Source organism: Aliiglaciecola litoralis (assembly GCF_039523355.1).
Classification (GTDB): domain Bacteria; phylum Pseudomonadota; class Gammaproteobacteria; order Enterobacterales; family Alteromonadaceae; genus Aliiglaciecola; species Aliiglaciecola litoralis.
The window spans coordinates 283509-308857 of the sequence record NZ_BAAAFD010000002.1; the positions used below are offsets into that span (position 1 = coordinate 283509).

Here is a 25349-nt window from a genome sequence, read left to right on the forward strand (position 1 = left end):
TCTGTTGCTATCAACATTAAAATATCTGTGCAAATATGCAAGTAATAGCGTGAAACCAATTACGCTAAATAGCACTGAATAGTCCGTAAGCTAATATTGACTATGTGCTTGAATACCTACTTTTTGCCCTTATCTACAGATAAGGTTGAAATTAGGTTGCACTTTCAAATCTGTTCAACAATATTTAGATCCCCTACAAAAGTGCTCACCTAATCGTGCTGCACTGCAATATCCTTACTCAGATGAAGGAGTTAACAATGATATTTAAAGGCAACAGCCTTTGTGCAAAATTACTCGACAATGGTATTGCCGAACTGGTATTCGATGCGCAAGGTTCGGTAAACAAATTTGATCAACAAACGGTCAGTGAACTCGACCAAGCGACACAAGCACTGGCTGCTAATGCCGATGTTAAAGGTGTAGTAGTGCGCTCTGCTAAGTCCACCTTCATAGTAGGAGCGGATATAACCGAGTTTACCAGTTTGTTTGCCCTTGCGGATGAAGAAGTATTAGCTTGGGTAGCAAAAACCTCGCAAGTCTTTGATCGCTTTGAAGACTTACCTTTCCCAACCATTGCGGCAGTTAACGGTTTTGCCTTAGGTGGCGGCTGTGAAATGACGCTGGCCTGCGATCTTCGCGTTGCCGACACCAGCGCTAGCATTGGTTTACCCGAAGTGAAACTCGGATTAATGCCCGGTTTTGGTGGCACAGTACGATTACCCAGACTAATCGGTACTGATAATGCGTTAGAGTGGATGACCACAGGTAAAGATCGCAAAGCAGCTCAAGCGCTTGCTGAAGGTGCAGTAGACAGTGTTGTTGCCCCTGATAAATTAGTAGATGCAGCGATTAGCATGCTGACCGACGCCATAAATGGCGATTTTGACTGGCAAGCACGCAGAGCGCAGAAAAAAGCCCCATTGAGCTTGAACAAGAATGAAGCGACTATGAGCTTCTCAACCGCTAAAGCCATGGTTGCAGCCCAAGCAGGAAAACATTATCCCTCGCCACACATGATGGTTGATACCGTTGCCAAAGCGGCAGGCATGGACCGTGAAGGAGCATTGAAATTAGAGAACCAAGGTTTTGTTACTTTGGCGAAATCGGATGCAGCCAAGGCCCAAGTGGGTATTTTCCTCGCAGATCAGTTAGTTAAAAGTAAAGGTAAAAAACAAGCTAAAGCCGCCAGCAAAGAGATCAAGCAAACGGCGGTGTTAGGTGCTGGTATTATGGGCGGTGGCATAGCTTATCAGTCAGCCGTGAAAGGCACCCCCGTCATTATGAAAGACATTGCGCAGCCTGCACTGGATTTGGGCTTGGCAGAAGCAGCCAAGATACTGGGTAAAGGCATGCAAAGAGGCAAGGTTGACGCGGCTAAAATGGCGGCTACCCTTAACAACATAGTCCCTACCCTTGAATATTCCGCGATGAAAGACGCGGACTTGGTGATTGAAGCCGTAGTCGAAAATCCAAACGTAAAAGGGATCGTGCTTAAAGAGACCGAAGAAGTGGTCGCCGATGACACTATCATTTGCTCCAACACCTCAACCATCTCGATCAATCAACTGGCAAAGAGCTTGCAAAAGCCCGAGCGGTTCTGCGGCATGCATTTCTTTAACCCGGTGCACAAAATGCCGTTGGTTGAAATTATTCGCGGTGAAAAAACCTCTGATGCGACTATCTCTGCGGTAGTGGCCGCCACGTTGAAAATGGGTAAAACACCGATTGTGGTTAATGACTGCCCTGGCTTTTTAGTCAATCGCGTACTCTTTCCTTATTTTGCTGGTTTCAGCAAGTTAGTGCTTGATGGGGCGGACTTCGTTGCCGTTGATAAGGTCATGGAAAAAGTCTTTGGTTGGCCAATGGGTCCTGCTTATTTGCTTGACGTGGTTGGCATGGACACCGCCGATCATGCTTCTGGTGTGATGGCAGAAGGCATTCCACAACGGATGCAAAAGATTGATAACGATCCTGTCACCTGTCTATACCGAGCTGAACGCCTTGGGCAGAAGAACGGCAAAGGTTTCTATAACTTTGGGGTAGATAAGCGCGGTCGTCCGAGCAAAACACCGGCATCTGAAGCCTATGAGTTGTTTAAACCCCATTGTGCCCAACAACAAGACTTCGACAAAGACGAGATCATTGCTCGCTTGATGGTACCGATGGCTAATGAAGCCATTCGTTGTCTAGAAGAAGGCATTGTTGGCAGTGCCGCAGAAGCGGATATGGCGTTGTTATACGGCTTAGGATTCCCTCCCTTTAGAGGCGGAATATTTAGATACATTGAAACCATGGGACTGAGTAATTTTGTTGCGCTGGCAGACAAATACGCACATTTAGGTCCGATTTATGAGCTTTCTGATGGCGTACGCGAGATGGCCGCTTCAGGTAAATCGTATTTTTCACACTCAGCCTAATCAGACCCAAGGAGACTAATTATGAAAGACGTAGTCGTTATCGATTGTATTCGTACCCCAATGGGTCGATCAAAAGGCGGTGTATTCCGCAATGTGCGCGCTGAAACATTATCAGCGCATTTAATGAGTAAGTTGCTAGAGCGCAACCCTAATCTCGACCCTGCCGAAATTGAGGACATTATCTGGGGCTGTGTGCAACAAACCAAAGAGCAAGGTTTTAACATTGCCCGTAACGCACAGCTGTTGACTGATATCCCTCGTTCTACGGCAGCTGTTACTGTTAACCGTCTTTGCGGTTCCTCGATGCAGGCGTTACATGACGCCGCGAAAGGGATAATGACCGGACAAGGCGATGTATACATGATTGGTGGTGTTGAACACATGGGCCACGTGCCGATGAACTTCAATCTGGATTTCCATCCTGGCTTGGCAAAGTACACTGCTAAAGCGTCAGGAAATATGGGATTAACCGCCGAATTACTTGGTCGTCAAAACGGCATTACTCGCGAAATGCAAGATGCGTTTGCGGCCCGCTCGCATCAGCGCGCTCATAAGGCTCATGTAGAAGGTCGATGGAATGAGATAGTGCCAGTAGAAGGTCATGATGCAGACGGTGTATTAAAACTCATTACCTCAGATGAGGTCATTCGTCCTGATTCAACTATTGAAACCATGGCGGCTTTACGCCCAGTGTTTGATCCGGTCAATGGTACTGTTACCGCGGGTACTTCATCGGCAATATCCGATGGCGCTGCAGCTATGTTGTTAATGTCAGCGGATCGCGCCAAGGCTTTAGGTCTAACACCTCGTGCGAAAATACGCTCAATGGCGGTGGCTGGTTGTGATGCTGCCATCATGGGCTTTGGACCTGTGCCTGCCACGCAAAAAGCCTTGAAGCGCGCAGGCATGACGATGGATGATATTGAACTCGCTGAATTCAATGAAGCCTTTGCTGCACAAGCCTTGTCTTGTATTAAGCAATTGGGTTGGATTGATTCCTTTGAAGATAAAGTCAATCTTAATGGTGGCGCGATTGCCCTAGGACACCCACTTGGTTGTTCAGGTGCTCGGATCTCTACCACCCTACTGAATTTGATGGAAGCCAATGATAAGTCAGTGGGACTTGCGACCATGTGTATTGGTTTAGGTCAAGGTATTGCTACCGTTTTTGAACGGGTGTAAACCAAGGTTTAAAAAGACTTCACGAGTTTATAAAATAGTAACGGCGCCACGGGGCGCCGTTTTTTATTGTTATAATGGTTAATTAATTAGCTTGTGCTGCTGAGATGCTGTGTCTGTAAGGTAAGCTAAAATCCCGCGGATACAAGAAGCCTAATTCACCTAAATTTAAGCGGCCGTTGGCCATAACCAGGCAAAGGTACCTGCAATCACTAGGGCGTAAATGAGGGCATCGAGTAAAAACCTCGCGGTGACCGCCCAAGGGTGGCCATACCAAATGCTGTAAGGGAGAGTAGCAAAACCAAAAGCTAAAAAGCCGATTTTAGCGACATACTCAAATACCTGCATGTACAGGGCCCCCTCTGGCATGACTAAACTCGCCATATAGCCAACCAAAGCGCAACCTAACACAAAGTAAATAAACTGCAAAATCAACAACTTCCCCATTGGCGGTAAGCCATTTGGAAAAACGCTGATCATAGCCACTGGACCATCATTAAATTTTTGCTGAACGCTTGGATCCCCCATTTGCTTCATATCGGAACAATGGGGCAAGGTATAAATTCCCGGCGCAGGATGACTTTTCCCTAAAGCGGCAGATACCTCACTTTCGTTTTCCAATTGTTTGTAGTCATGATTATGATACTTAAGCACCATATGAATAATACTGCTGGCAACCCAAGCAAAAACACCGCCCAATAAAATAGGCAGCCAAAGCTGTAACATACTGACAGACATAATGTTCTCCATCGAACTTAAGTGAAACTCACAAAAAACTAGTATATGCACAAAATTTGGTAATTTGTAATAGGCACGTTTGAACGAAATTGCTCATACCTGAGTCTGACAAAAATTGCCGACGATTTTTCATAATAAGCAGAGAAAATAAGCAGGACACCCATGCTTATCACAAAATTTGAAGATTGATGTTATTGATGGGTGTCTTGTTTATTTTTATTTAATTTCTCAAACTCAAAATTTGAAAATTGGCGCGCATGAGGATGAGTGTCTTGTTAATTGGTATGACAAAGGCTTAATTTGATAATGACAAGTGTGGTTTATAGTCAATGTAGTCTCCTAATTCTCCCGCAGATCGTAACTTATCGATATATTTATTGAATAGTTGGATCAACTTACGGTTTTTAGCCGAATCGATGCAAACTAGGGACTCTCTGCGATTTGAGTTTGGTAGGTCTACCAAATGCAATTGAGATTGTAATTGCTGATACAAAGGAGACATAAAAATGTCTGGTGAAGTGACAAATCCGGCATGAGCTCGTCCCTTTTTAACAATTTTTATTAAAGAGTCTATGTTGAAGACGGTCACTATACTAGTCTCAATCTCTTCAGGAATTCTGTCTTTTGCATCTTGGTAATTTCCATGAAATACGACAAGGTTTTTTTGATCTAAATCATGCACACTGTCAACTCGGGATTCTAAACGGGAGATTATACTTGTGTAAATTCGATTAAAAGATTGAGATTCAATGAGATGCTCCGTAGGTAAGCCTTCCGCAACTGCCAACTCGACGCTAAATCCCAATGAGCAGTATGGCTGGTTACCTCGGCTCAATAGTTTTTCGATTCGTTCGCTGCTGGCCATCAAAACCTCGAAATCGAGACTATTTTCATCGCTAAAGCGTCGAACAAGGTTGACATAAGTTCCCTTATCAACACTTTCCATGTAATAAGGGATAGGTTGAAGATAGAGGATAGTAGTGGCGTTTTCTGCCTGTAACGAAGCGGAAAATAGAGTCAAATAACCGACACTAAACCGGAAGAACACTGTAAACGTTTGAGTTATCGCTACCCTAAACACTATCTAATACTCCTCTGCCAAACCGAACTTCCGGTCTAGAAAAATATTTTTCATTTTCGTTATCTTACGCTAAAACAAAAAATCTTCAGAAAAGTTTTATCCGGTCATTTTGCTCAAAAATAAAGCATTATGCGAAATCTATGAATGGCGCAGGTTAGAGTGGGTGTCTCGTTTATTCTTTTATTACTCGTTTATTTGTTTCGACAAACAAATAAACGATGTAAGTGGAACTTAGTGCATGCTATCCATGATCTTTTCTGCGCACTGCTTTGGAGAATGGATTAATGTATCTACTATCAAATCGTAGTGCACCCCAAGATGAACACTTTCATATTGCGACTTAGCCAACCCGATTGTACGATTACCCCGCGCAATTTCTCGTTTACTTAGCTCATCTAAGGGGCATTCTACCTTAACGATTTTCGTATTTAATCCTGCAAACTCCTTTGCTAATTCAGTACCTGTTTTCTGGCCACAAAAAACAATGTCAACAATGACATTGTGCCCTGTTTCAGCAAGCGCCCTAACTGATTTTGCCAGAGCAAGTTTCATATTTGGAAAGTTCTTTGAACCTGCTGGCATGCCTAAAGGTGTCATATCCCAAAATGCATCTAGAGAACACAATAAGTAGACCTCAGGCAGGATAGATTGAAGCTCTCTAGCTAAGGTTGTTTTCCCTGAACTTGACGTGCCATTGAGAACGATCACATTACCCTTCATTGGTTGAACAGTCCGATGCTGAATTTAACTTGTACACTATTAACTAGTCTTCTTACTGCGTAATTCTCTACGCTGGAGGAACCTGTAGTAAATGGCTTCAATTACCGCATCTCTGATTTTGAGTTTGTTGCATAGTATAGGAATTAATATTTTCTGCACAGGGACCGTTTTCAAGTTCCTATATTTATAAAAGAGCTAACAGTCTTGTCCATCTACCGAACAAACTACAAAGAAATTACAAAGACACCCATCTCAAAATTAGAAAACTTAAGGGTATAAGGATGGGTGTCTTGTTAATTTCTTAATTTGGATGGGTGTCTTGTTAATTTGATAATTCTTAATTGCCTTCTTTATTGTTAATTATGAAGGGGGCTCAAAGCAGTTGGGACAGTACCCACTTTATTACTGTCCCAGTTGGAAAAACCACTCAACGCACAAAATGTCATGTGAAATATCCTTTTTGTCAAATATGCTTGACACAACTACTGGAGTCATCTAACCTTTCCAATAAGTAAAGCAAACTTAACCCAACCTCAAAGGAGATAGACACGTGAATGCAACCAACCAACAGCCTGAAAAACTAAAACAGCGCATGAAGCGCTCAACGAAGCAGTTAATGATATGGACCTTTTCCTGGGTAGCCAGCTTGGCATTAGTAGCATTTGGCCCTATGTATCTATGGAATTTTGGTACTACTTTCACCATGATCGCAATTTTCATCAACATTGCTTGTGGATATAAAATGATCATGGCCAACAAAAACCATTTGATGGACATGGACGAAATGGAACGCCGAATTCAATTAGAAGCGATGGCTATATCATTGGGTGTCAGCATGGTGTTTGGTGCAGTATACGGCTTGCTTGATGCTGTCAAAATGATCAGCCATTCACCTAATCCATCTAACATACTTTTTGTGATGGGAATTAGCTACGGGATCGCAATTGGTTTAGGTTATCGGAGGTATGCATGAAGAACCGTTTGAAAGTGCTGCGAGCTGAACGAGATTGGACGCAGGCTGACTTAGCCGAAGAGCTAGATGTCAGTCGGCAAACCATCAATGCCATCGAAAAAGGCAAATTTGATCCCAGTTTACCATTGGCGTTCAAAGCAGCTAGACTGTTCAACATGCCAATTGAATCAATTTTTGATGATGAATATGAAACCTCAAACCACTAACAACAACAGACCCTCGGGGTCTGTTGTTGCTTTGAAAATCAAACACCTCATGGCAAAGCTCACTTTGCTATTGTGTTTGCTACAGCCCATATCGTCAGTCATGGCCTACGCGCCTGAATCGGGTCACACGGTATTATTTGAATTAGCGATAGATACTTTTGCTCAGTGCTTTCCTAACACAATAACAAGCGAGGATTCGAAGGCGCGGTTGCTACAAGGCAATGTTGCCATGGACAAATCACTGGGATGGCGGCTCTGGGATAGATTGTTTGTTAAACACACCAACGTATTTAGTTTTCAAACACGCGCTCGAAACTGGCATTTTATCCACTCGCAACGTCAACATCTGGCCAAGGTGGGCGTTATTAATCAGTCCATGAGTAAACTTTGGGAACTGGCTCAACAAGGATTACAAGACAACCCCGACCAACATGACAAACTGCTGTTTGTTGGCGCGATAGCGCATTTATTGGAAGATGCCACTGTGCCGGCTCACATTGTCCCGGTATACCACGGACCTACCGCGATAAAGCACATTGGCCCCAATCAACTTGCACCATTAGTGCGCTATATGCAGCAAAATCGCCCAGAGAATAAGTTTGCCATTCATGATCAGGTAGATAAGTACGCAATTGATAAACAGTCAGTGCAAAACGCCATTGATTGTGAGTCCATTAGTACATCAGGCCAGCCACTACCTGAGCTTTTGCAACGCAATGAGTTTTATACCCGAAGGTTATTACAAACACCAATCCCAGACTGCCCAGAGGTAAGTTGGCAGGTATTCTGGTCCCCGCCTGAAGCCGATAGCTATTTTGGACGCTATCATATCGAAAATGATATGCCCCTATTCGGTCAGCATGGCGAGATTAAAGACCCAGAGTCACAGACAAGCACGTGCAGATTAGAAAAAAATGATAAGCGCTACCGCGAGTTTTTACATAAGCTCCACCTTCAAGCGGTGAATGCCGATATACAACTACTGTTGTGGTTTTATAATCAGTAGCACTGTCAGCCAAGCAAATGCTTAGTTTTGCCATAACCTAATAAACCATTTAAAAATGGGACATTGGCTATCAAATTTGAGACATTGACAAGATCTTAATGGCCTAAAACTTTGCACTTCAAAACACAGCCATAGTCAGTGATATCAAGTCTCAAATATCATCTGATATATCAGAACTTGGCTGATTTTATTCGATTGAATGAATTTAGACTTTAAACAACTGTGTTAAATCTGCAAAGGCTTTAAATTCAAGCGCATTACCAGCCGGATCATGGAAAAACATGGTTGCTTGTTCACCGGCCTGCCCAGCAAAACGGATATAAGGCTTGATCACAAAGTCCATGCCTAAGGTTTCTAGTCGTTGGGCTAAACCTTGCCAGTCGGACATGCTCAGCACCACGCCAAAATGCGGCACCGGCACTGCTTTGTTGTCAACCTGATTGCTCGGTGGCACACTCGGCATGGTGTCTACCAGATGGGTCACCAATTGATGGCCAAAGAAATTCCAGTCAACCCAATGCTCGCTGTACCTTCCGCGCTCGCATCCTAACAGCTCTCCGTAAAACTGTTGAGCTTTAGCAAGGTCGTCAACTGGAATGGCTAAGTGAAATGGTCTAAGTGATCCTGTCATGCTTATAACAACCTTTTTAAAATTGCTGACTTAATATTGCTAAACGGAGGATAACGCAGGCTCACATCAAATTTAAAGCTACGTTTCATGACCGTTTTAAGGTGACTGAAAGTATCAAAACCAAACTTGCCGTGGTAATTCCCCATGCCACTATTTCCTACTCCGCCAAAGGGCAACTCCGGATTCACCATAAACATGAAGCCATCGTTTATGCAGGTACTTCCTGCTGAGGTTTGATTTAGCACCTTTTGCTCGTAAGTTTTATCATTTGTATAAGCATAAAGTGCCAATGGCTTGGCACGTTGATTGACTAAAGGAATAGCTTGGTCAATCGAGTCCAATGTGATCACCGGCAGAATAGGCCCAAATATTTCTTCTTGCATTAACCGACTTTGCGGATCAGGATCCAGCACTATTGTCGGTGCCAAAAACTTTGTTTGTGCGTCTTGTTGTCCGCCAAACACTACGTTTTGACCTTGCAAATAACCGGTTAGACGTTGAAAGTGACGCTCATTGACGATCCTGCCGTAGTCTGGGTTATTGGCGATATCGGTTCCGTAGAACGCCTCAACTTTAGTTTGAATAGCGGCAATCAGTTTGTTTGAGAGTGACTTTTCCACCAGCACATAATCGGGCGCAACACAGGTTTGGCCGGCATTCATCCACTTACTCCAGACGATTCGGGCCGCCGTTACATCAATATTCGCTGAGTTTTCAACAATACAGGGACTCTTACCACCTAACTCTAAGGTCACGGGCGTGAGGTGCTCTGCCGCAGCGCGCATGACAATTTTACCAACCGTCTCACCGCCGGTATAAAAAATGTGATCGAAGGGTTGCTTGAGTAGTTCAGTGGTTTCGTCGACCGCCCCCTCCACCACCGCAATGGCGTTGCTATCTAAATACTCGGGCACCATTTTGGCAATCAGTGATGACGTCGCTGGAGCCAATTCTGAGGGCTTTAACACCGCACAGTTTCCCGCCGCAATGGCAGCGATTAGGGGCGCAAAAACTAATTGAAACGGATAATTCCAAGCACCAATAATCAACGCTGTACCCAGAGGCTCGGCCAACTGGTAACTTTTACCTGGTTGTGCTGCAATTGGCGTTGAAACCTTGCGTGGTTTCATCCATTTTTTTAGATGTTTAAGGGTGTGATCTATATCGCTTAAGGTATAGCCAATTTCGGAAGTCCAAGCTTCAGCCTTGCATTTGCCTAGATCCGAGCCCAAGGCCGCGAGAATTTTATCCTGTTGCTCTTCGGTCATCCGCTTAAGCTGAGTGAGTTGCTCTGCTCGCCATTCGACGCTTTTTGTCACACCTGTAGCGAACGTGTTCTTAAGATCAGACACTACTTGCGCAATAGCAGATATGGTCTTTTCTTCTGACACAGAATTATTCGCAACACTCATACACACCTCAATTTGATTTCAGTTAAACCATTTGCCGCAACACCCTGTTGCCCAGTTAGGCACTTTTCATTACTTGATTATCGCACAAAAAGTGTAACTGCATTATCTACAGAGATGGGGACTGGACCCACAAAAGAAACAGTGAATAATAAAAAACCGCTTTTACGAACCGCCAGATCGTATCTGGACAGTGTATAAAAGCGGTTTGTCTCGCCTAATATAATTAAGCGTCGAAAGGATGTCTTAAGATAATAGTTTCGTTTCGATCCGGACCAGTAGAGATAATATCAATTGGCACGCCCGTTAGCTCTTCAAGACGTTTGATGTAATTCTTAGCCGCTTGCGGTAAGGCTTCAAATGAGGTTACACCAAAGGAGTTATCACTCCAGCCTGGCATACTTTCATATACTGGCTTAATTAAATCATAACCATCAGCGGCCATAGGCGGAACATCTTTAATTGTGCCGTCAGCTTGCTCATAACCCGTACAGATTTTTAACTCTTCTAAACCATCTAGTACATCGAGCTTGGTCAAACAAAAACCGGTAATTGAGTTAATTTGCACGGCGCGTTTCATCGCCACTGCATCAAACCAACCGGTGCGTCGCTTACGCCCAGTGGTTGCACCAAACTCATGACCTTTAACACCAAGGTGCTGACCTACTTCGCAATCTAATTCAGTTGGAAAAGGACCTGAGCCCACACGAGTGGTATAGGCTTTAACAATGCCCAGTACGTAGTCTAAGTGTAATGGACCAAATCCCGCGCCCGTGGCTACGCCACCGACGGTAGTATTTGAAGAGGTAACATAGGGATAAGTACCGTGATCAATGTCTAACAAAGTCCCTTGCGCACCTTCGAACATGATGGCATCACCACGAATACGCGCTTTGTCTAACACGTCTGTTACGTCTACAACCATCGACTTCAATAAATCAGCAACGGCAAGGGCTTCCTTGAGCACTTCATCATAATCAACCGGATCGGCTTTGTAATACTCAGTGAGTACAAAATTATGATATTCGAGGATTTCTTTAAGCTTAACCGCGAAGTCTTCGCTATTGAACAAGTCGCCAACGCGCAAACCGCGACGAGACACTTTGTCTTCGTAGGCTGGACCGATTCCACGACCAGTGGTGCCGATTGCTTTACTGCCCCTGGCTGTTTCACGAGCCACGTCCATCGCAATGTGATAAGGCAAAATTAGCGGACAGGCTTCGCTTATCACCAATCGTTCTTTAACCGGTACACCGCGATCTTCCAGCATCTTCATCTCTTTTAGCAAGGCGGCAGGGCTCAATACCACGCCGTTGCCGATCACACAGGTTACGTTCGCACGTAAAATACCAGAGGGAATGAGATGCAGAACGGTTTTTTCACCGTCAATTACCAGTGTATGCCCGGCGTTGTGACCGCCCTGATAGCGCACTACATAAGTGGCTTGATCAGTTAACAAATCTACAACTTTACCTTTTCCTTCGTCACCCCATTGAGTGCCGAGTACAACCACATTTTTAGCCATGAATCAGAAACTGTTAGAAAATTAGGCGGGGATTCTATCAAAAATTCACCGTCTTGATCACTCGTTTTTTGACCTCTAGGCAAATTAGTCTGTTTTTTTCTAAGTGCTGGGGTAATTAACTTAAATATGAACAAATCTAACTGCTTATAATCTCAACCTTTTTTGTAATTAAAGCCCCATTTTGGAAAAAGAAAATTGTGGATAATTTTGTTGCTAGAATGAGCTCGACAAATGAAAAAAGGAAAAAGTTAACTTAACACGAACACCAAACTCACGACCCCAATAACCACCATCACGCCACCTACGCTGCGTAATTGTTGTGGTGGAAGCGACGCCACGCTGAGCACATAATTACGCCAACGCTTGGTAAATAACATAGGGCCGATGCCTTCAATTATTAGTACCAATGCAGCGGCCAGAAGCAGTGTATCTGTCATAATTTCTCCAAAAAAATGGGAAACGAAAAATAGTCAAAGCATTTGAGCTGAGACTACTCCGATTTCAAGTTGAGCAGGTACTCCTGACTAGGATCAACGACCAAACGGCCATTCATCGCTTCCCTTCCTAATAACATCAAATAGGTCATTTCTGAACGATCGGTTAAGGTCAGGTGAATATCCCATTGCATACCGGCCATCTCAATTTGGGTTTCAATCAAATATCGACGCTCCTCAGTGGCCGTAGAGCTTTTGACCTTGCGCACTGCTTTGACCTTGGCTTCGCGTCTGACAATTTCATCTACATCATGAATGTCGGGATGAATATCAAAACTGACCCAAGTTTCGTCACCACGCTGAAACTCATCGATATTATCAACGTGTAATGATGATGTAGCTGCACCGGTATCAACCCGAATATTGAGATTTTCGATTGCCAGTAATGGCAAATCACATAACTCTAACGCACCGACTATTATTTTATCTTGATACTTGAACACAGCATCTTCCTCTGTGGTTTAATACACTATGGGTGCGGGACCAGAAACTAAGTTGTCCTGCAGCATTTCCATATTCTCAGCCACAGTGTCGGGCTTCTTGAAATACGCAATGTGATACATAGCTTCACCTTCTTGCGCCAATGGAATATTTTGCTTTCCAATCACTATGCCTTCGGCTGGGCTCAAGAGCTTACCTAATTCACCGCCATAAGGATCCGCAATAATAGCTAATACGTCATCTTTGGCGACATGATCACCTAATTGGCTTACATGGTGTACAAAACCGCTTTCATGGGCTCTCACCCAACCACTTTGTCGCGCGATAAAGGGCTCTATATCATGACCTTTTTTGCTACGGCTTTGGCTAAGCATACCAATTTCACGCATCACATTGATGATGCCTTTCACGCCAGCACGAATCGAGAATTCATCATAGCGTAGGGCTTGTCCTGCTTCGTACAGCAACACTTTAACGCCCAGATCCGCCGCCGCCTGACGTAATGAACCATCGCGAATATCGGCATTTAACATCACTGGAAGCCCAAAGGCTTTGCTGATTGCTAAGGTTTGTTCATCATCAAGATTGGCGCGAATTTGCGGTAAATTACTGCGGTGTATAGCACCGGTGTGTAGGTCGATACCATAATCACATTTAGACACGATTTCAGTCAGAAATGTATGCGCAATCCTTCCCGCTAATGACCCCTTTTTACTGCCTGGAAAGCAACGATTTAAATCTCGACGATCAGGCAGGTAACGACTTTGATTGAGCACGCCGTAGACATTGACCATCGGCACGGCAATCAGGGTTCCGCGTAAGTTTTTGATGGTGCGGCTACGGATTAATCGGCCGACAATATCGATACCGTTTAACTCGTCACCGTGGATTGCGGCACTGACAAACAAGGTGGGTCCAACGCGTTTACCGCGCTGCACATGCACCGGAATCGACATTTGCGTGTCGGTATATAAGTGCGGCATTTGCAATTGAACTTGCTTTGTCTCACCTGGGCGTATTTCAACACCGCCAATCGTAATCGCGCTCACTAGCCTGTTCCTTTGGTTTTGGTTTTATTCGGTTTGGCATTGGTTTCCATAAACTCGATGATCATACCGGCGACATCTTTGTTGGTCGCCATCTCAATGCCTTCTAGTCCGGGAGAAGAGTTAACTTCCATCACCACAGGACCATTATTGGAACGCAACAAGTCAACACCACACATGTTCAACCCCATGGTTTTGGCGGCAGCAACTGCCGTTTTGCGCTCCTCAGGAGACAATCTAACGATGGTCGCTTTACCACCGCGATGCAGATTAGAACGAAACTCGCCTTCAGCTGCCTGACGTTTCATTGCAGCGACCACTTTGCCACCTACCACTAAACAGCGAATATCAGAGCCTCCGGCTTCTTTGATAAACTCTTGCACCAAGATACTGGCATTAAGCCCCATAAAGGCTTCGATAATCGACTCTGCGGCTTTTTGAGTGTCGGCCAGCACCACGCCTATTCCTTGGGTGCCTTCTAGAAGTTTAATCACAACAGGCGCTCCACCCACATTCTTGATGAGATCATCGATTCTATCAGGATGATTAGCAAAGCCAGTGCGCGGCATACCGATCCCTTTGCGAGAAAGTAGTTGCAGTGAACGCAGTTTGTCACGAGAGCGGCTAATCGCTACAGACTCATTGATCGAAAACGTCCCCATCATTTCAAATTGTCTTACCACCGATGTTCCGTAGAATGTCACCGAAGCCCCAATTCTGGGGATCACGGCATCATATTTAGGTAATGCTTTACCTTTGTAGCGCACCTGAGGTCGACTGCTGGTCACGTCCATGTAACAATGCATGGTGTCAATGATATCAACCGTGTGACCGCGCGCTTGTCCTGCCTCTTGGAGGCGTTTAGTGGAATAAAGTTTCGGGTTGCGCGACAAAATTGCAATTCGCATATAGGATCTATCCTCTAATAATGTGACTATCTATATTACGCAGCTGCGTATAAACAACCAATACTTTGTTAAAAAATTTTCCCTTAGGAGTTTGGTCATCAATATTATAGAACTGATTTATCAATATCGTTTGTTATCAACACTATTGCTCACCATAGTCATGATTATGGTCAAGTATTCGTTGGTCAGTTTGGTGCGCGCGAGAGCGAAAAAGAAACGCCAAGATAAACGGTATCTGATCAGTAACATTAAAAACCTACTGAATTTTATTCTGATCATGTTGTTGCTGGGGTTTTGGATCAACGAAATCCAAAACTTTGCCTTGTCCATTGCTGCCTTCGCGGTTGCCATCGTGTTGGCCACACGTGAATTTATTCAATGCATTATTGGCTTTTTCTATTTGATGTCGACCCGTCCGTTTAGGATCGGGGATTGGATTCAAGTAGACGGTTTTGCAGGTGAAGTATCCGCCACCGACTGGATTAAAAGTACCCTGTTGGAAGTTGATCTGCATCGTTATCAATACACAGGTAAAACCTTGTATATCCCGAACAATAAGCTGATCACCAGCCCAATCAAAAATCTAAACTTCCTAAAACGCTACGTTACCCACGAATTTACCATTACCCGCGACGAAGACGTCAATCCGTTTGCAATTATTGAGACACTCACCGAGCGAACCAAAGCTCAATGTGCTGATTTCTACGACGTTGCGACCCGCTATAATCAGATCATTGAGCGCCGTTTAGACGTTAAGATCGCCGGCCCTGAGCCGTTATTAGAAGTGTCCACCAGCGAAATTGGGCATACACAGATCCGTGTCACTATTTTTTGTCCAACTGACAGAGCGATCGAAATCGAACAAAAAATCATGTCTGAGTTTATGGATTTATGGTTTGCTGAGTACCAAAAAATAAAACCGGAGAATAACGCTCGCTAAAGAGTAATCGCCAGTCCCAGAGGAGTAATATCGATTTCTCTGGGGACAACGCTGCCAAGCCCAAAGTCCAATTGTTTGAAATCAACCAACAGAATTACCGGTAAGTTACGGCCAATGGTTTGCTTTAGCGTTCTTACTGCATGCTCTGCCCCTTCGATATTATTTTCAAGGATAGTGAAGTCTTTCAAGCTAGGCTTTTCGAACCGCAATTGCTGATCCAAAGGGTCATAATCAAACACCCCTTCAATAGTACCTCGGGCTTTTAACGTTTTACCATCTTGAACCGCAGTAATGGTCGTGGTGATCAACACTTTTTGGTCGAGAGCATCTAACTGCACCATAGGATCTGCAAAAGTGGCGTAAATTCCTTGATACTCTCTGACAATCGGAAAGGTCAGCTTGAGCATATTATTAAGTTGTTTCTCTGATACTGTCAGCACAAAAGCAGAAGCGTGAAATGTGGTTAACAAACAGACCGCTACAAACAACATATATAAGCTTTTTTTCATCGATAAACTCTCTTTAAACCAGTTACTTAAGGATTGCGCCTTAGAAAGGCATTGTTGTTAAATGAATTGCTGAATCGCCTTATAAAAGAATGCATTGGCGATGATGGTAAGTTATTCTATCAGGTATCAATATCGGGCGACTAGCTGCTTTCAAGTGAATATCAACGATTGTTATCCTAGTTAGCTAAATTCAGAGTAGACCATGGAAAAAATTCTGTCATTTTTGCAAAGCGAAGCCTTCAAACTAGCCGGACATGACTTTACCTTCGGCGAGTTGTTATTAGTGCCGGTTATTCTTTTATTTGGATTTTGGTTGACCCGAAAAATCATCAAGCTCATTGCCAACCGCTTGATTGCCAAAGGCGCAAGCGCCGACATGGTGCATTTAATTAAACGCATTATGTATATTCTGGCGTTGGTGATTTTAGTCATTTCCACCCTCGATTTTCTTAATGTGCCGATCACCGCCTTTGCATTTTTGTCTGGTGCTGTTGCAATTGGCTTTGGATTTGGCGCGCAAAACATTATCAATAACTTTATCAGTGGTTGGATTTTAATGTGGGAACGGCCCATTCGCATCGGAGATTTCTTAGAAGTGGATGATGCCCGAGGACGGGTTGAAGCAATCAACACTCGCTCGACGCGAATTCGTCGTACAGACGGCGTACACATGTTAATTCCCAATAGTAAACTGTTGGAAAATACCGTGGTCAATTGGACACTCATGGACCAACTTACCCGCACATCAGTCCGAGTTGGCGTTGCCTATGGCTCAGATTGCACGCGTGTCCGAGAATTGATTTATCAAGCAGTGAAAGAACAATCGGAAGTATTACCCGAACCCGATCCAACGGTAATTTTTGATGACTTTGGCGACAATGCATTGGCCTTTGAGGTGTTTTTTTGGATTAACGCTGCAGTAGAACGTGATTTGCGTTTGATCCGCAGTAATATTCGTTTTCGTATTGATCAGTTATTTAGAGAAAACGAAGTGGTGATTTCATTCCCACAACGTGATGTGCATATCGACGGCGCAATTACAGTTCATAACGCCAATACAAAGTAATAGGAATACGCTCATGCAAGCACAAAACCACATGAATGATTCAGCCCCTTTAACCAGTAAATTATGGTCTGTCCATGTCGATGACAATGGCGTCACTGCCAACGACCAACTGACCGATATTATCAAACAAACACCTGAACAAGGGTTCAATTGGGTGCATTTGCAAGCGGACACGGCTGACGCATGGGACACCATGAAACATTTAGGGTTTAATGATGAAACATGTGATTCTATGTGTGCACTGGAGACACGCCCTCGGTCAATTCAAATAAATGAAGGGGTATTGGTCTACCTTAGAGGAATTAATTTAAATCCTGATGCAGATCCCGAAGACATGGTGTCATTACGTATCTGGTTTAATGAGCATACGGTTATTTCTGCCAGACGAAAAAACCGTAAGTTATTATCCGTGCAAGATGCCAGATTGCAGTTGGAAGCAGGCGGCGGACCCACATCATCGTCGCAGTTTTTACTTGAACTGATTGAAAAAATAGCCATTCGCATCAGCGAAGTCGTCGACTCCCTCGATGATGAACTCACCACGTTTGAGGCTGAAGGCGGCATGGATAGCACAGCTCGCTATCAACTGAGTTTGATTCGACGCAAAGCGGCTGCAGTGCGACGATATTTGGCTCCGCAGCGAGACGCGTTGGATACACTTTACCGAATGACTAAGTTTTTCGATCAACAGCAAGCCTTCCAACTTCGGGATATTACAGACCGGGTAACCCGCTATGTGGAAGATCTGGATTTAGCCAAAGAACGGGCTATGGTATTGCAAGACGAGTTACGCAACCGCATTGCCGAGCAACAAGGAATGCGCATGTATGTGCTTTCTTTGGTCACAGCAATCTTTTTACCACTTTCTTTTTTGACTGGGATTTTCGGTATGAACGTCGCAGGATTGCCGGGCACTGAGGAACCACAAGCCTTTACTTACTTGGCCATCGGCATGATTATAGTGGCAATTGTGATGCTCTTTGCAATGCTTTGGAAAAAATGGCTTTAGTCGTTGGGATCTCAATGCGTTTTATCGCAAAAATACAAACGGCACTTATACAATAAGGTGATTTATGACTGAGCTAATTACCGATTTAGTCCAAGAAGTGGTGAATATCGATGATGCCGCTGATTTGGAAGTATTGAACAGTAAAATCGCAGTACAAGACGAGATGGATATCGCCCTGCTGCTTGAATCTTTACCTTTAGAACAGCGCTTAAATATCTGGGAAGCGGTGCCTAAGCATAAACGACTTGAAGTCTTGGTTGAAATGCGTGGTGATCCGCGGGAAACCTTGTTAGATGCAACCGCAGACGATGAGTTAGATGAGCTTTTTAGTGACATAGACGCCGAAACGCTACTCGAGTTATCCGACTCGTTACCCAATAAATTAATTGATCGCGCTGTGGCTGCCATGGACAAAAAGCAGCAGCAATACTTTGCTGGTGCGAACCAATTTACTGAAGAGCAAATAGGTCACTGGGGAAACCGTGAAAACTTGGTACTGCCGCTGACCGCTAAGGTCAGCGATGCCAAACGATTTTTGCGACGGGAAGTACCGAACTACACGGACTGCATCTATCTGGTGAACCGCGCAGGCCAATTCTCAGAGGCGGTAAAACTCTACAAAATCCACTCAACACCTGAGCATACGCCGTTAGTGGATCTAGCTGAAGACGATATTTCCGTCATCAAGGCATCAGAAGATTGCACGACAGCGGCGTTAAGCGTGCAGCGTTCAGGCTATACCAGTTTACCGTTAGTGGATGACGATTTTCGCTTTCTTGGTCGCGTCGATATAGGTGCAGCCTGTGAATTGTTAAATGAATCGTACGAACGACAACTCATGGCTGGGGCCGGTATGGATGAAGACGAGGATTTGTTTTCACCGGTTCGACGCAGTGCCAAAAATCGCGCTTTGTGGCTGGGGATCAACTTGCTCACCGCGTTTTTAGCATCCTGGTTTATCGGCTTGTTTGAGGCCACGTTGCAACAGGTGGTTGCCTTAGCAGTGCTCATGCCGGTGGTAGCTAGTATGGGGGGAATTGCAGGTAGCCAGACGCTCACTCTGATAATACGCGGCTTAGCGCTCAAGCAAGTGAATGCAGCCAACCTTAAAGCCTTGTTAGTAAAAGAGCTAAAAGTGGGTGGCTTAAATGGGGTTATCTGGGCTTTGGTGATCGCCACAGTCGCATCCATTTGGTTTGACAGTATGACCTTAGGGGTGGTCATTGGTATCGCTATTTTAGTCAATATTTGTGCGGCGGCGCTGGCCGGTGTCGGTGTTCCTGTTTTATTGGATAAGCTCAAACTCGATCCGGCCCTTTCTGGCTCCGTTATTCTTACAACGGTCACAGATATTGTGGGTTTTGTAGCATTTTTAGGACTGGGTGCGATTTTTTTGATTTAATCCGGCACCATTTTGCTAAAGCTGTCATGAAAATTGCTTAACCATAATCAACAAATTTAACAATGCGCGGGGACCAAGTACGCATTTTTGAGATTGAACCCGCACTATTAATCCAAGTAATTGGGTGAGGAAATCCGTTGTTTTACCGAGTCGTTTTGTTCGTTTTTTGGTGTGTACTCCCTACTACTGCCTCGGCGCTTGACGCTAAGCTACGTGGTATTGAAAACAGTGCGCTGGAGGAAAACATACAAGCTCATCTAAGCCAATTGAATACGCCATCTAACTGTCGATTATCTGAAGATGCATTAGCCACAATTGAAGGAAAAGTCACTAAAGCCGCTCAAGCTTTAGGCTTTTATCAGCTCACTATTGATGACATTAAAATGACTGAGAATGACTGTGAGCAGATTGTGGTGTCAATACAGCAACATGCGCAAGTAACCATTACTCAACTTGATGTAAAAATTTCCGGGGACGGTGAAACGGATGAGAAATTTATTCAACTGGTTAAAAATTTACCATTAAGGCTTAACGCCCCTCTGATCCACAACGAATATAAAAAAGCCAAGGGACAGTTAGATTCGTTGGCGCTAAACCGCGGGTATTTTGACAGTCGATTTATCACCAGCGAAATAAAAGTTGATGTTAAAGCGAACACGGCATCCATAACCTTGCATTATCAAACGGGCCCTCGATACCAGTTTGGCAATCTCATTTACCCTGAAGATTTGCTTGCTAAGGAATTAATCTCAAATATTATTCCATTTTCACTTGGTCAGCCTTACCTCGCTTCATTGCTAGGTGAATTTAACCGTAATTTGGGGCAAACCGGATACTTCCAGCAAGTGGTAGCGCGCCCAATATTAGAGCAATCCGTTGATAATCAAATTCCGATTGAAATTGTGGCAGTGACGCAACCCAGAGACATTTTTAACGTAGGTGGCGGTGCCTCGACTGATAAAGGTCCAACGGGCTCACTAACCTGGCAGCGTCCGTGGGTTAACCGCCATGGCCATAGTATCAAGGCGGACCTGTTTGTTTCTAAGCTCGAGCAATCGGCGAGTATGAGATACAAAATTCCACTTGAAGACCCCTTACATAATTATTTTTCTATCCAAAGTGGTTACAACGCTATCGATAACAATGACTCGAATAGTGATACGGTTTCTGTGGCCGTGCAAAGGCACTGGACTGATGCCGCTCAGGATTGGAACAAGATTGCCTTTTTGCGCTATTCACGTTCGCGGTTTGAACAAGCGGATGAACCACAACAAACAACTTACCTACTGGTGCCGGGCTTTACTTTGAGCCGCCACCGCAGTCGAGGCGGGTTAGATGTTGATTGGGGCGATTCACAATTGCTGACCATCGAGGTTGCCAGTGATGCGATCGTGTCTGACATAGATCTTGCTAGGGTAACCTTTGAAACCAAGTGGTTGCGCAGTATTGGCGATCATCGGTTTCTAATTCGTGGCGAAATTGGCGCGTTGAAAACCGACGACTTCAGCCGAGTTCCTGATTCACTGCGCTACTTTACCGGTGGTGACCAAAGCATTCGCGGATTCGATTATAAAGAACTTGCACCGCGAGGCCCTGCTACAGTAAACGACCAAGGCAATACCGTAAAAGGTAAATTGCTCGGCGGCAAATACTTAAATGTGGCCAGTCTCGAATACTCTTATCCAGTTTCAGATAATTGGCGTGCGATGCTGTTTACCGATGTCGGCGGAGCCAGTGATAAACCTTTTGAAACCATAGCTTACAGTTTCGGCATAGGCGCTAGTTGGATGTCGCCCGTCGGACCTATTCGCCTTTATTTAGCCAAAGGATTTGGTGATTACGGTCAAGACGGTGTGAAACTCCACATCGCTATGGGGCCAGCGCTATGATTTGGTTACGGGGACTAGGTTACGTTATTTTAGCCCTATTTGCTTTGGGGCTATTTATGGGCACCCCTTGGGGCACGCAATTACTTCTTAGCACTGTTCAAAGTCAATTGCCTGAATTACAGATTGAACGAAAATCTGGAGGCTTATGGGGCACACTCAACCTTAACAACATTCACTGGCAGTCACAGGGCATTGACGCCAACGTTTCTGACGTTCAACTGCAGATGGATTGGCAATGCACCTTTTCCTTAAGCATGTGTATTGAATCCATGTCCATTGGCGGCGTTAATGTGCACGTTGCGCCTCAACCGCCCACCGATGAAGAGTCGCCCAGCGAACAAAAAATTCAATTGCCGCTTCCGGTGATTGTTAAACAACTTAAAGTCAAAGATCTTCAAGTAAATATCCAAGAAGTAGCCGAAATTCGCTGGCAATCATTGAGCACGCAATTGAACATGCATAAAGAGCTGAACATAACCCAGTTAACCTTGCAAAGTCCGGCCGTGATCCTGCCAGAACCGAAAGCTGAACCAAAACAGACTCAGGATGAACAAGGCTTTGACTTTGCCAGTATTGCATCTTGGCAATATCAACCACCGGAGTTACCACCTCTCTTTATCCCCCTTGATGCGAAAATAAACAAGCTAGTTATTTCTGATCTGACGCTACAGCAACAGGCGGACATTATTCAGCGCGTATCCAGTCTTGAATTGGCGGCAACGATTAACGATAGCCAGATCACCTTGAAAAAGCTTAACCTCGCCATGTTAGATGCAGTGCTAAAAGCTGATGGAAGTCTATCCCCTGAATATGACGTGCAACTCAACGCAAGTTGGCTAAGCAATCGCGGCGCCCCCCACCCCATAGATGTGAGACTGGAATTATCTGGCGATCCTTCTAAGCTCAACATTTCGGCTGCTAGCAAAGGCAATTACACCGCCGAGCTAGCAGGCTGGGTCAACTTCTCCTCAGAAAGCCTGCCCTTATCATTGCAAGCCACATGGCAGCAAATGAGCTTACCTGGAGAAGGAGGCATCACACTCATTCCAGGGCAACTGTCAATCGATGGTGATATTGAAGCCTATCAACTCGATATGCACTCAGGCTTGCTGATTGCACAGTTACCAAAAGTAAATTTCGTGCTCAACGCCACTGGAAATCATCGACAAGCGCAATTGCGTAATACGCGAATCTCAACCCTCGGTGGCGAGATCCAAATAAATGGTCAATATAACATTAATTCTGCACTGAATTTTCAAGCCGGTGTGCAGCTTTCTGATATACAACCGCAACAACACTGGACGGAATATAACGGCGATATTAATGGTCAATTACAGGTGACAGGCACACTGAAGAAAGAGCAGATAATTGCCCAAGTTACGCAAATGCAACTGACCGGAAATTGGTTAGGTTACGACTTGAATGCTCAAGGGGCGTTAACCTACGATTCAGACACGGGCTTAAACGTGCCTAATGTGATGATAGCGAATGGCGATAACAAAGTGTCCATAATCGGCACATTAAACACTCAACAAGCGCTGGATTTTAAGCTGCAGCTAAATGCCCCTAATCTATCTCAACTCTACCCTGATTTAGTTGGACAAACGCAATTACAAGCTCAGATCACGGGGCCGGTAACAACACCGTCGCTGACTTATCAACTTGATGCTAAAAACATACGTTATGCAGGAGCCAGTGTTAACTCGCTCAACTCTACTGGATCTGTGGTGTGGGACGAAGAAAAGCCGGTAAATATCACGCTACTTGCTTCACAGTTGATGGCCGACGACGCGCAGATCGACACATTAAGTGTCGAACTTGCGGGCAATGCCGAGGCGCACAAGATCACCACAGTGTTGCGCTCAAATGTGATGAATATTGACTCTAAAATCTCTGGCACATTGCAGCAAAGCGACTGGCAAGGTAGCTGGGATAAAGGTCAGTTTGGTAGCCAATGGGGAACCTATGTACTTGATAGCGAGCCCGATATTTCATTGGATTGGGGCAAACAAGCTTACCGTATTAGCCCACATTGCTGGCAAGATGCTAACGCTTCCCTGTGTGTCAAACAAGCGCGCATGGCAAACAACCAAGTGACCTTTGATCTTGCTGGTGAACAATTGGAATTACTGCAAATAGTGGGTGCCTTCGTGCCTCAAATCCAGTCCATATCTTCAGACACTCGATTGTTTTTTAATGCCTATGGCGACTGGTCACTAGATGCTTCACCGCAAGCAAAAATAGACGGTCGACTGACACCATCAGAGATAAAGCTCGCGGGCTTCCCTAAACCCATTGAAATGCAAAAGATGGCTTTCCAAGTTGAATTAGATAGTCAAAATGTTATCTCTCAAGTGGAGTTACAAACTAAGTATTCGGGCAAAATCAAACTGGCTGGCTCAGTCAATAATTATAGGCAACAGGGAAATTTAGATCTCAGCCTGAATATCAATGAATTGTTATTACGTCCCTATCAAGAACTGGTTCCGCAGCTCAGTGAACTTAGTGGCCAGATAAACGGCGAACTACAGATCACCGGTAACCTCGCACGACCATTGGTGACTGGAAAACTCGCAGTATCGGAGGTTAATCTGGCCGGCGAAGCGTTGCCCGGTAGAGTCGACAACTGGCAGCAAGATGTCGAGTTTGCAGGCGAGTCGGCGACCTTTAAAGGCGAATTCGGCTTTGGAAATGGTCGTGGGCAAAGCAGTGGCGGGCTGGATTGGTCTACTGACTTAATTGGCGAGATGAGTCTCAAGGGCGATCAATTTGAGCTGGAATATCGAGATACCGTTAGAGCACGATTTTCACCAGACATGAAAGTCACGATGAAAAAAGATGCCATCGACGTGGGTGGTAAGGTTAATGTTGATTACGCCCGGATCAAAGTGAAAGAATTACCGCCAGATGCGCAAACACCCTCAGATGATGTGGTGTTGGTCAATGAAACCAAGGCCCAAGAAACATCGGCTCGACCAATAAACATTCACGTAAAGATTAATATAGATCAATCTAAAAGTAATAATGTCAAACTCGAAGCTTTTGGCCTCAAAACCGATTTGCAAGGTGAGCTGGAGCTTAAACAGGCCGTTGGCAAGTTATCCGGGCTTGGTGAGCTGCGCTTAGTTAACGGCAAATATAAAGCCTATGGGCAAGATTTGATCATTCAAAAAGGCGACATCATGTTTTCTGGACCGCTGGACTCGCCAAACATCGATATTGTGGCGATTCGTGATCCGGCAAAAACCGAAGATGATGTGATTGCGGGGATCAAAGTGTATGGTCCGGCGGAGCAACCTAGTGTCGAGATTTATTCGGAACCACCGATGAGTCAAAGCCGAGCATTATCCTATTTGGTGCAAGGCAAAGATTTAAATAGCGGTAATCAAGGCCAAAGCGATGAACAGCAAATGCTGGCCTCCTTCTTGATTAGTGCTGGACTACAAAGTGGTGAAAACAACGTAAACCGCTTGGGTCGAAGTGTCGGCATTGAAGACTTATCGCTGGGCGCTGAAGATGGCTCCAAAGTGGCATTATCAGGCTACATTGCCCCAGGTGTTCAATTGAAATATGGCGTCAATGTATTTGACTCCACTTCAGAAGTGACGCTTCGATATCAGTTGCTGCCGCAACTGTATTTAGAGGCCATCAGCGGTGCTGAAAACTCTCTGGAATTACTCTATCAATTTACCTTAGGTAAGCGGCCAACAGCAAAAAGCGAGCCCCAAACTAAACCTTAAGCTTCAACACATTTCGTTAA

Annotated in this window: 22 protein-coding genes; 11 read left to right on the top strand and 11 right to left on the bottom strand. The window is 44.7% G+C overall.

Annotation, left to right across the window (positions count from 1 at the left end; all coding sequences use genetic code 11):
• Window positions 1-257: 257 nt before the first annotated feature.
• Together fadB and fadA are read left to right on the top strand one after the other, a co-directional pair.
• The gene (gene fadB, locus ABD036_RS04930; RefSeq protein WP_343857089.1) at window positions 258-2417 is read left to right on the top strand and encodes a fatty acid oxidation complex subunit alpha FadB; all 2160 of its coding nucleotides are present in this window, start codon (window positions 258-260) and stop codon (window positions 2415-2417) included.
• 21 nt (window positions 2418-2438) lie between these two features.
• Entirely contained in the window at window positions 2439-3599 is a 1161-nt protein-coding gene (gene fadA / locus ABD036_RS04935) for an acetyl-CoA C-acyltransferase FadA (protein WP_343857091.1), read from the top strand.
• A gap of 165 nt (window positions 3600-3764) precedes the next feature.
• Here fadA and ABD036_RS04940 read toward each other — a convergent pair whose 3' ends face one another.
• The 3 genes from ABD036_RS04940 to ABD036_RS04950 all read right to left on the bottom strand — a co-directional run bounded on the left by ABD036_RS04940 (window position 3765) and on the right by ABD036_RS04950 (window position 6135).
• On the bottom strand, window positions 3765-4334 hold the full coding sequence (locus tag ABD036_RS04940) for a hypothetical protein (protein ID WP_343857093.1): 570 nt from the start codon (window positions 4332-4334) through the stop codon (window positions 3765-3767).
• Between the two features lie 295 nt (window positions 4335-4629).
• Complete coding sequence (locus ABD036_RS04945) at window positions 4630-5415, bottom strand: hypothetical protein (protein WP_343857095.1); 786 nt, start codon at window positions 5413-5415, stop codon at window positions 4630-4632.
• Between the two features lie 231 nt (window positions 5416-5646).
• Window positions 5647-6135, bottom strand: a complete 489-nt coding sequence (locus ABD036_RS04950; protein ID WP_343857097.1) for a chloramphenicol phosphotransferase CPT family protein — start codon at window positions 6133-6135, stop codon at window positions 5647-5649.
• A gap of 550 nt (window positions 6136-6685) precedes the next feature.
• On the opposite strand from ABD036_RS04950, the gene ABD036_RS04955 reads away from it, so the two are divergent.
• The 3 genes from ABD036_RS04955 to ABD036_RS04965 are packed head-to-tail and all read left to right on the top strand — an operon-like array spanning window position 6686 to window position 8320.
• A complete protein-coding gene (locus ABD036_RS04955) occupies window positions 6686-7108 on the top strand; it encodes a hypothetical protein (RefSeq protein ID WP_343857099.1) in 423 nt (140 codons plus the stop codon).
• The gene (locus ABD036_RS04960) at window positions 7105-7314 is read left to right on the top strand and encodes a helix-turn-helix transcriptional regulator (RefSeq protein ID WP_343857101.1); all 210 of its coding nucleotides are present in this window, start codon (window positions 7105-7107) and stop codon (window positions 7312-7314) included. The genes ABD036_RS04955 and ABD036_RS04960 overlap by 4 nt, the downstream gene beginning before the upstream one ends.
• Window positions 7295-8320, top strand: a complete 1026-nt coding sequence (locus ABD036_RS04965; protein ID WP_343857104.1) for a hypothetical protein — start codon at window positions 7295-7297, stop codon at window positions 8318-8320. Before ABD036_RS04960 ends, ABD036_RS04965 begins: the two co-directional genes overlap by 20 nt.
• A 205-nt stretch (window positions 8321-8525) precedes the next feature.
• Here the strand turns inward: ABD036_RS04965 and ABD036_RS04970 are convergent, their stop codons facing one another.
• From ABD036_RS04970 to rimK, 7 genes are all read right to left on the bottom strand, one after another.
• Window positions 8526-8951, bottom strand: a complete 426-nt coding sequence (locus ABD036_RS04970) for a VOC family protein (protein ID WP_343857107.1) — start codon at window positions 8949-8951, stop codon at window positions 8526-8528.
• 2 nt (window positions 8952-8953) lie between these two features.
• Window positions 8954-10363, bottom strand: a complete 1410-nt coding sequence (locus tag ABD036_RS04975) for an aldehyde dehydrogenase family protein (protein WP_343857109.1) — start codon at window positions 10361-10363, stop codon at window positions 8954-8956.
• 223 nt (window positions 10364-10586) lie between these two features.
• The gene (locus tag ABD036_RS04980; RefSeq protein WP_343857112.1) at window positions 10587-11885 is read right to left on the bottom strand and encodes an adenylosuccinate synthase; all 1299 of its coding nucleotides are present in this window, start codon (window positions 11883-11885) and stop codon (window positions 10587-10589) included.
• Between the two features lie 248 nt (window positions 11886-12133).
• Window positions 12134-12322 carry a DUF2065 domain-containing protein gene (locus ABD036_RS04985; protein ID WP_343857114.1) on the bottom strand — a complete coding sequence of 63 codons (189 nt, stop codon included), beginning with the start codon at window positions 12320-12322 and terminating at the stop codon, window positions 12134-12136.
• A gap of 53 nt (window positions 12323-12375) precedes the next feature.
• Entirely contained in the window at window positions 12376-12822 is a 447-nt protein-coding gene (locus ABD036_RS04990) for an ATP-dependent zinc protease family protein (protein WP_343857116.1), read from the bottom strand.
• 18 nt (window positions 12823-12840) lie between these two features.
• Window positions 12841-13869: a succinylglutamate desuccinylase/aspartoacylase family protein gene (locus ABD036_RS04995; RefSeq protein ID WP_343857118.1), complete on the bottom strand. Its 1029-nt coding sequence runs from the start codon at window positions 13867-13869 to the stop codon at window positions 12841-12843.
• On the bottom strand, window positions 13869-14774 hold the full coding sequence (rimK, locus tag ABD036_RS05000) for a 30S ribosomal protein S6--L-glutamate ligase (protein ID WP_343857120.1): 906 nt from the start codon (window positions 14772-14774) through the stop codon (window positions 13869-13871). The genes ABD036_RS04995 and rimK overlap by 1 nt, the downstream gene beginning before the upstream one ends.
• A gap of 97 nt (window positions 14775-14871) precedes the next feature.
• Between rimK and ABD036_RS05005 the strand changes: the two genes are divergently transcribed.
• The gene (locus tag ABD036_RS05005) at window positions 14872-15714 is read left to right on the top strand and encodes a mechanosensitive ion channel family protein (RefSeq protein WP_343858001.1); all 843 of its coding nucleotides are present in this window, start codon (window positions 14872-14874) and stop codon (window positions 15712-15714) included.
• Here ABD036_RS05005 and ABD036_RS05010 read toward each other — a convergent pair.
• Window positions 15711-16223 carry a hypothetical protein gene (locus ABD036_RS05010; protein ID WP_343857122.1) on the bottom strand — a complete coding sequence of 171 codons (513 nt, stop codon included), beginning with the start codon at window positions 16221-16223 and terminating at the stop codon, window positions 15711-15713. The two genes, ABD036_RS05005 and ABD036_RS05010, sit on opposite strands and share 4 nt — an antisense overlap.
• A gap of 202 nt (window positions 16224-16425) precedes the next feature.
• Here ABD036_RS05010 and ABD036_RS05015 point away from each other — a divergent pair, with 202 nt between their 5' ends.
• The 5 genes from ABD036_RS05015 (at window position 16426) to tamB (ending at window position 25329) form a co-directional block, all read left to right on the top strand.
• Window positions 16426-17289, top strand: a complete 864-nt coding sequence (locus ABD036_RS05015) for a mechanosensitive ion channel family protein (protein WP_343857124.1) — start codon at window positions 16426-16428, stop codon at window positions 17287-17289.
• A gap of 13 nt (window positions 17290-17302) precedes the next feature.
• The gene (locus ABD036_RS05020) at window positions 17303-18298 is read left to right on the top strand and encodes a zinc transporter ZntB (protein ID WP_343857126.1); all 996 of its coding nucleotides are present in this window, start codon (window positions 17303-17305) and stop codon (window positions 18296-18298) included.
• 64 nt (window positions 18299-18362) lie between these two features.
• Window positions 18363-19700: a magnesium transporter gene (locus ABD036_RS05025; protein WP_343857129.1), complete on the top strand. Its 1338-nt coding sequence runs from the start codon at window positions 18363-18365 to the stop codon at window positions 19698-19700.
• 137 nt (window positions 19701-19837) lie between these two features.
• On the top strand, window positions 19838-21589 hold the full coding sequence (locus tag ABD036_RS05030) for an autotransporter assembly complex protein TamA (RefSeq protein WP_343857131.1): 1752 nt from the start codon (window positions 19838-19840) through the stop codon (window positions 21587-21589).
• Window positions 21586-25329: an autotransporter assembly complex protein TamB gene (gene tamB, locus ABD036_RS05035; protein WP_343857133.1), complete on the top strand. Its 3744-nt coding sequence runs from the start codon at window positions 21586-21588 to the stop codon at window positions 25327-25329. Before ABD036_RS05030 ends, tamB begins: the two co-directional genes overlap by 4 nt.
• The last annotated feature ends 20 nt before the right edge of the window (window positions 25330-25349 follow it).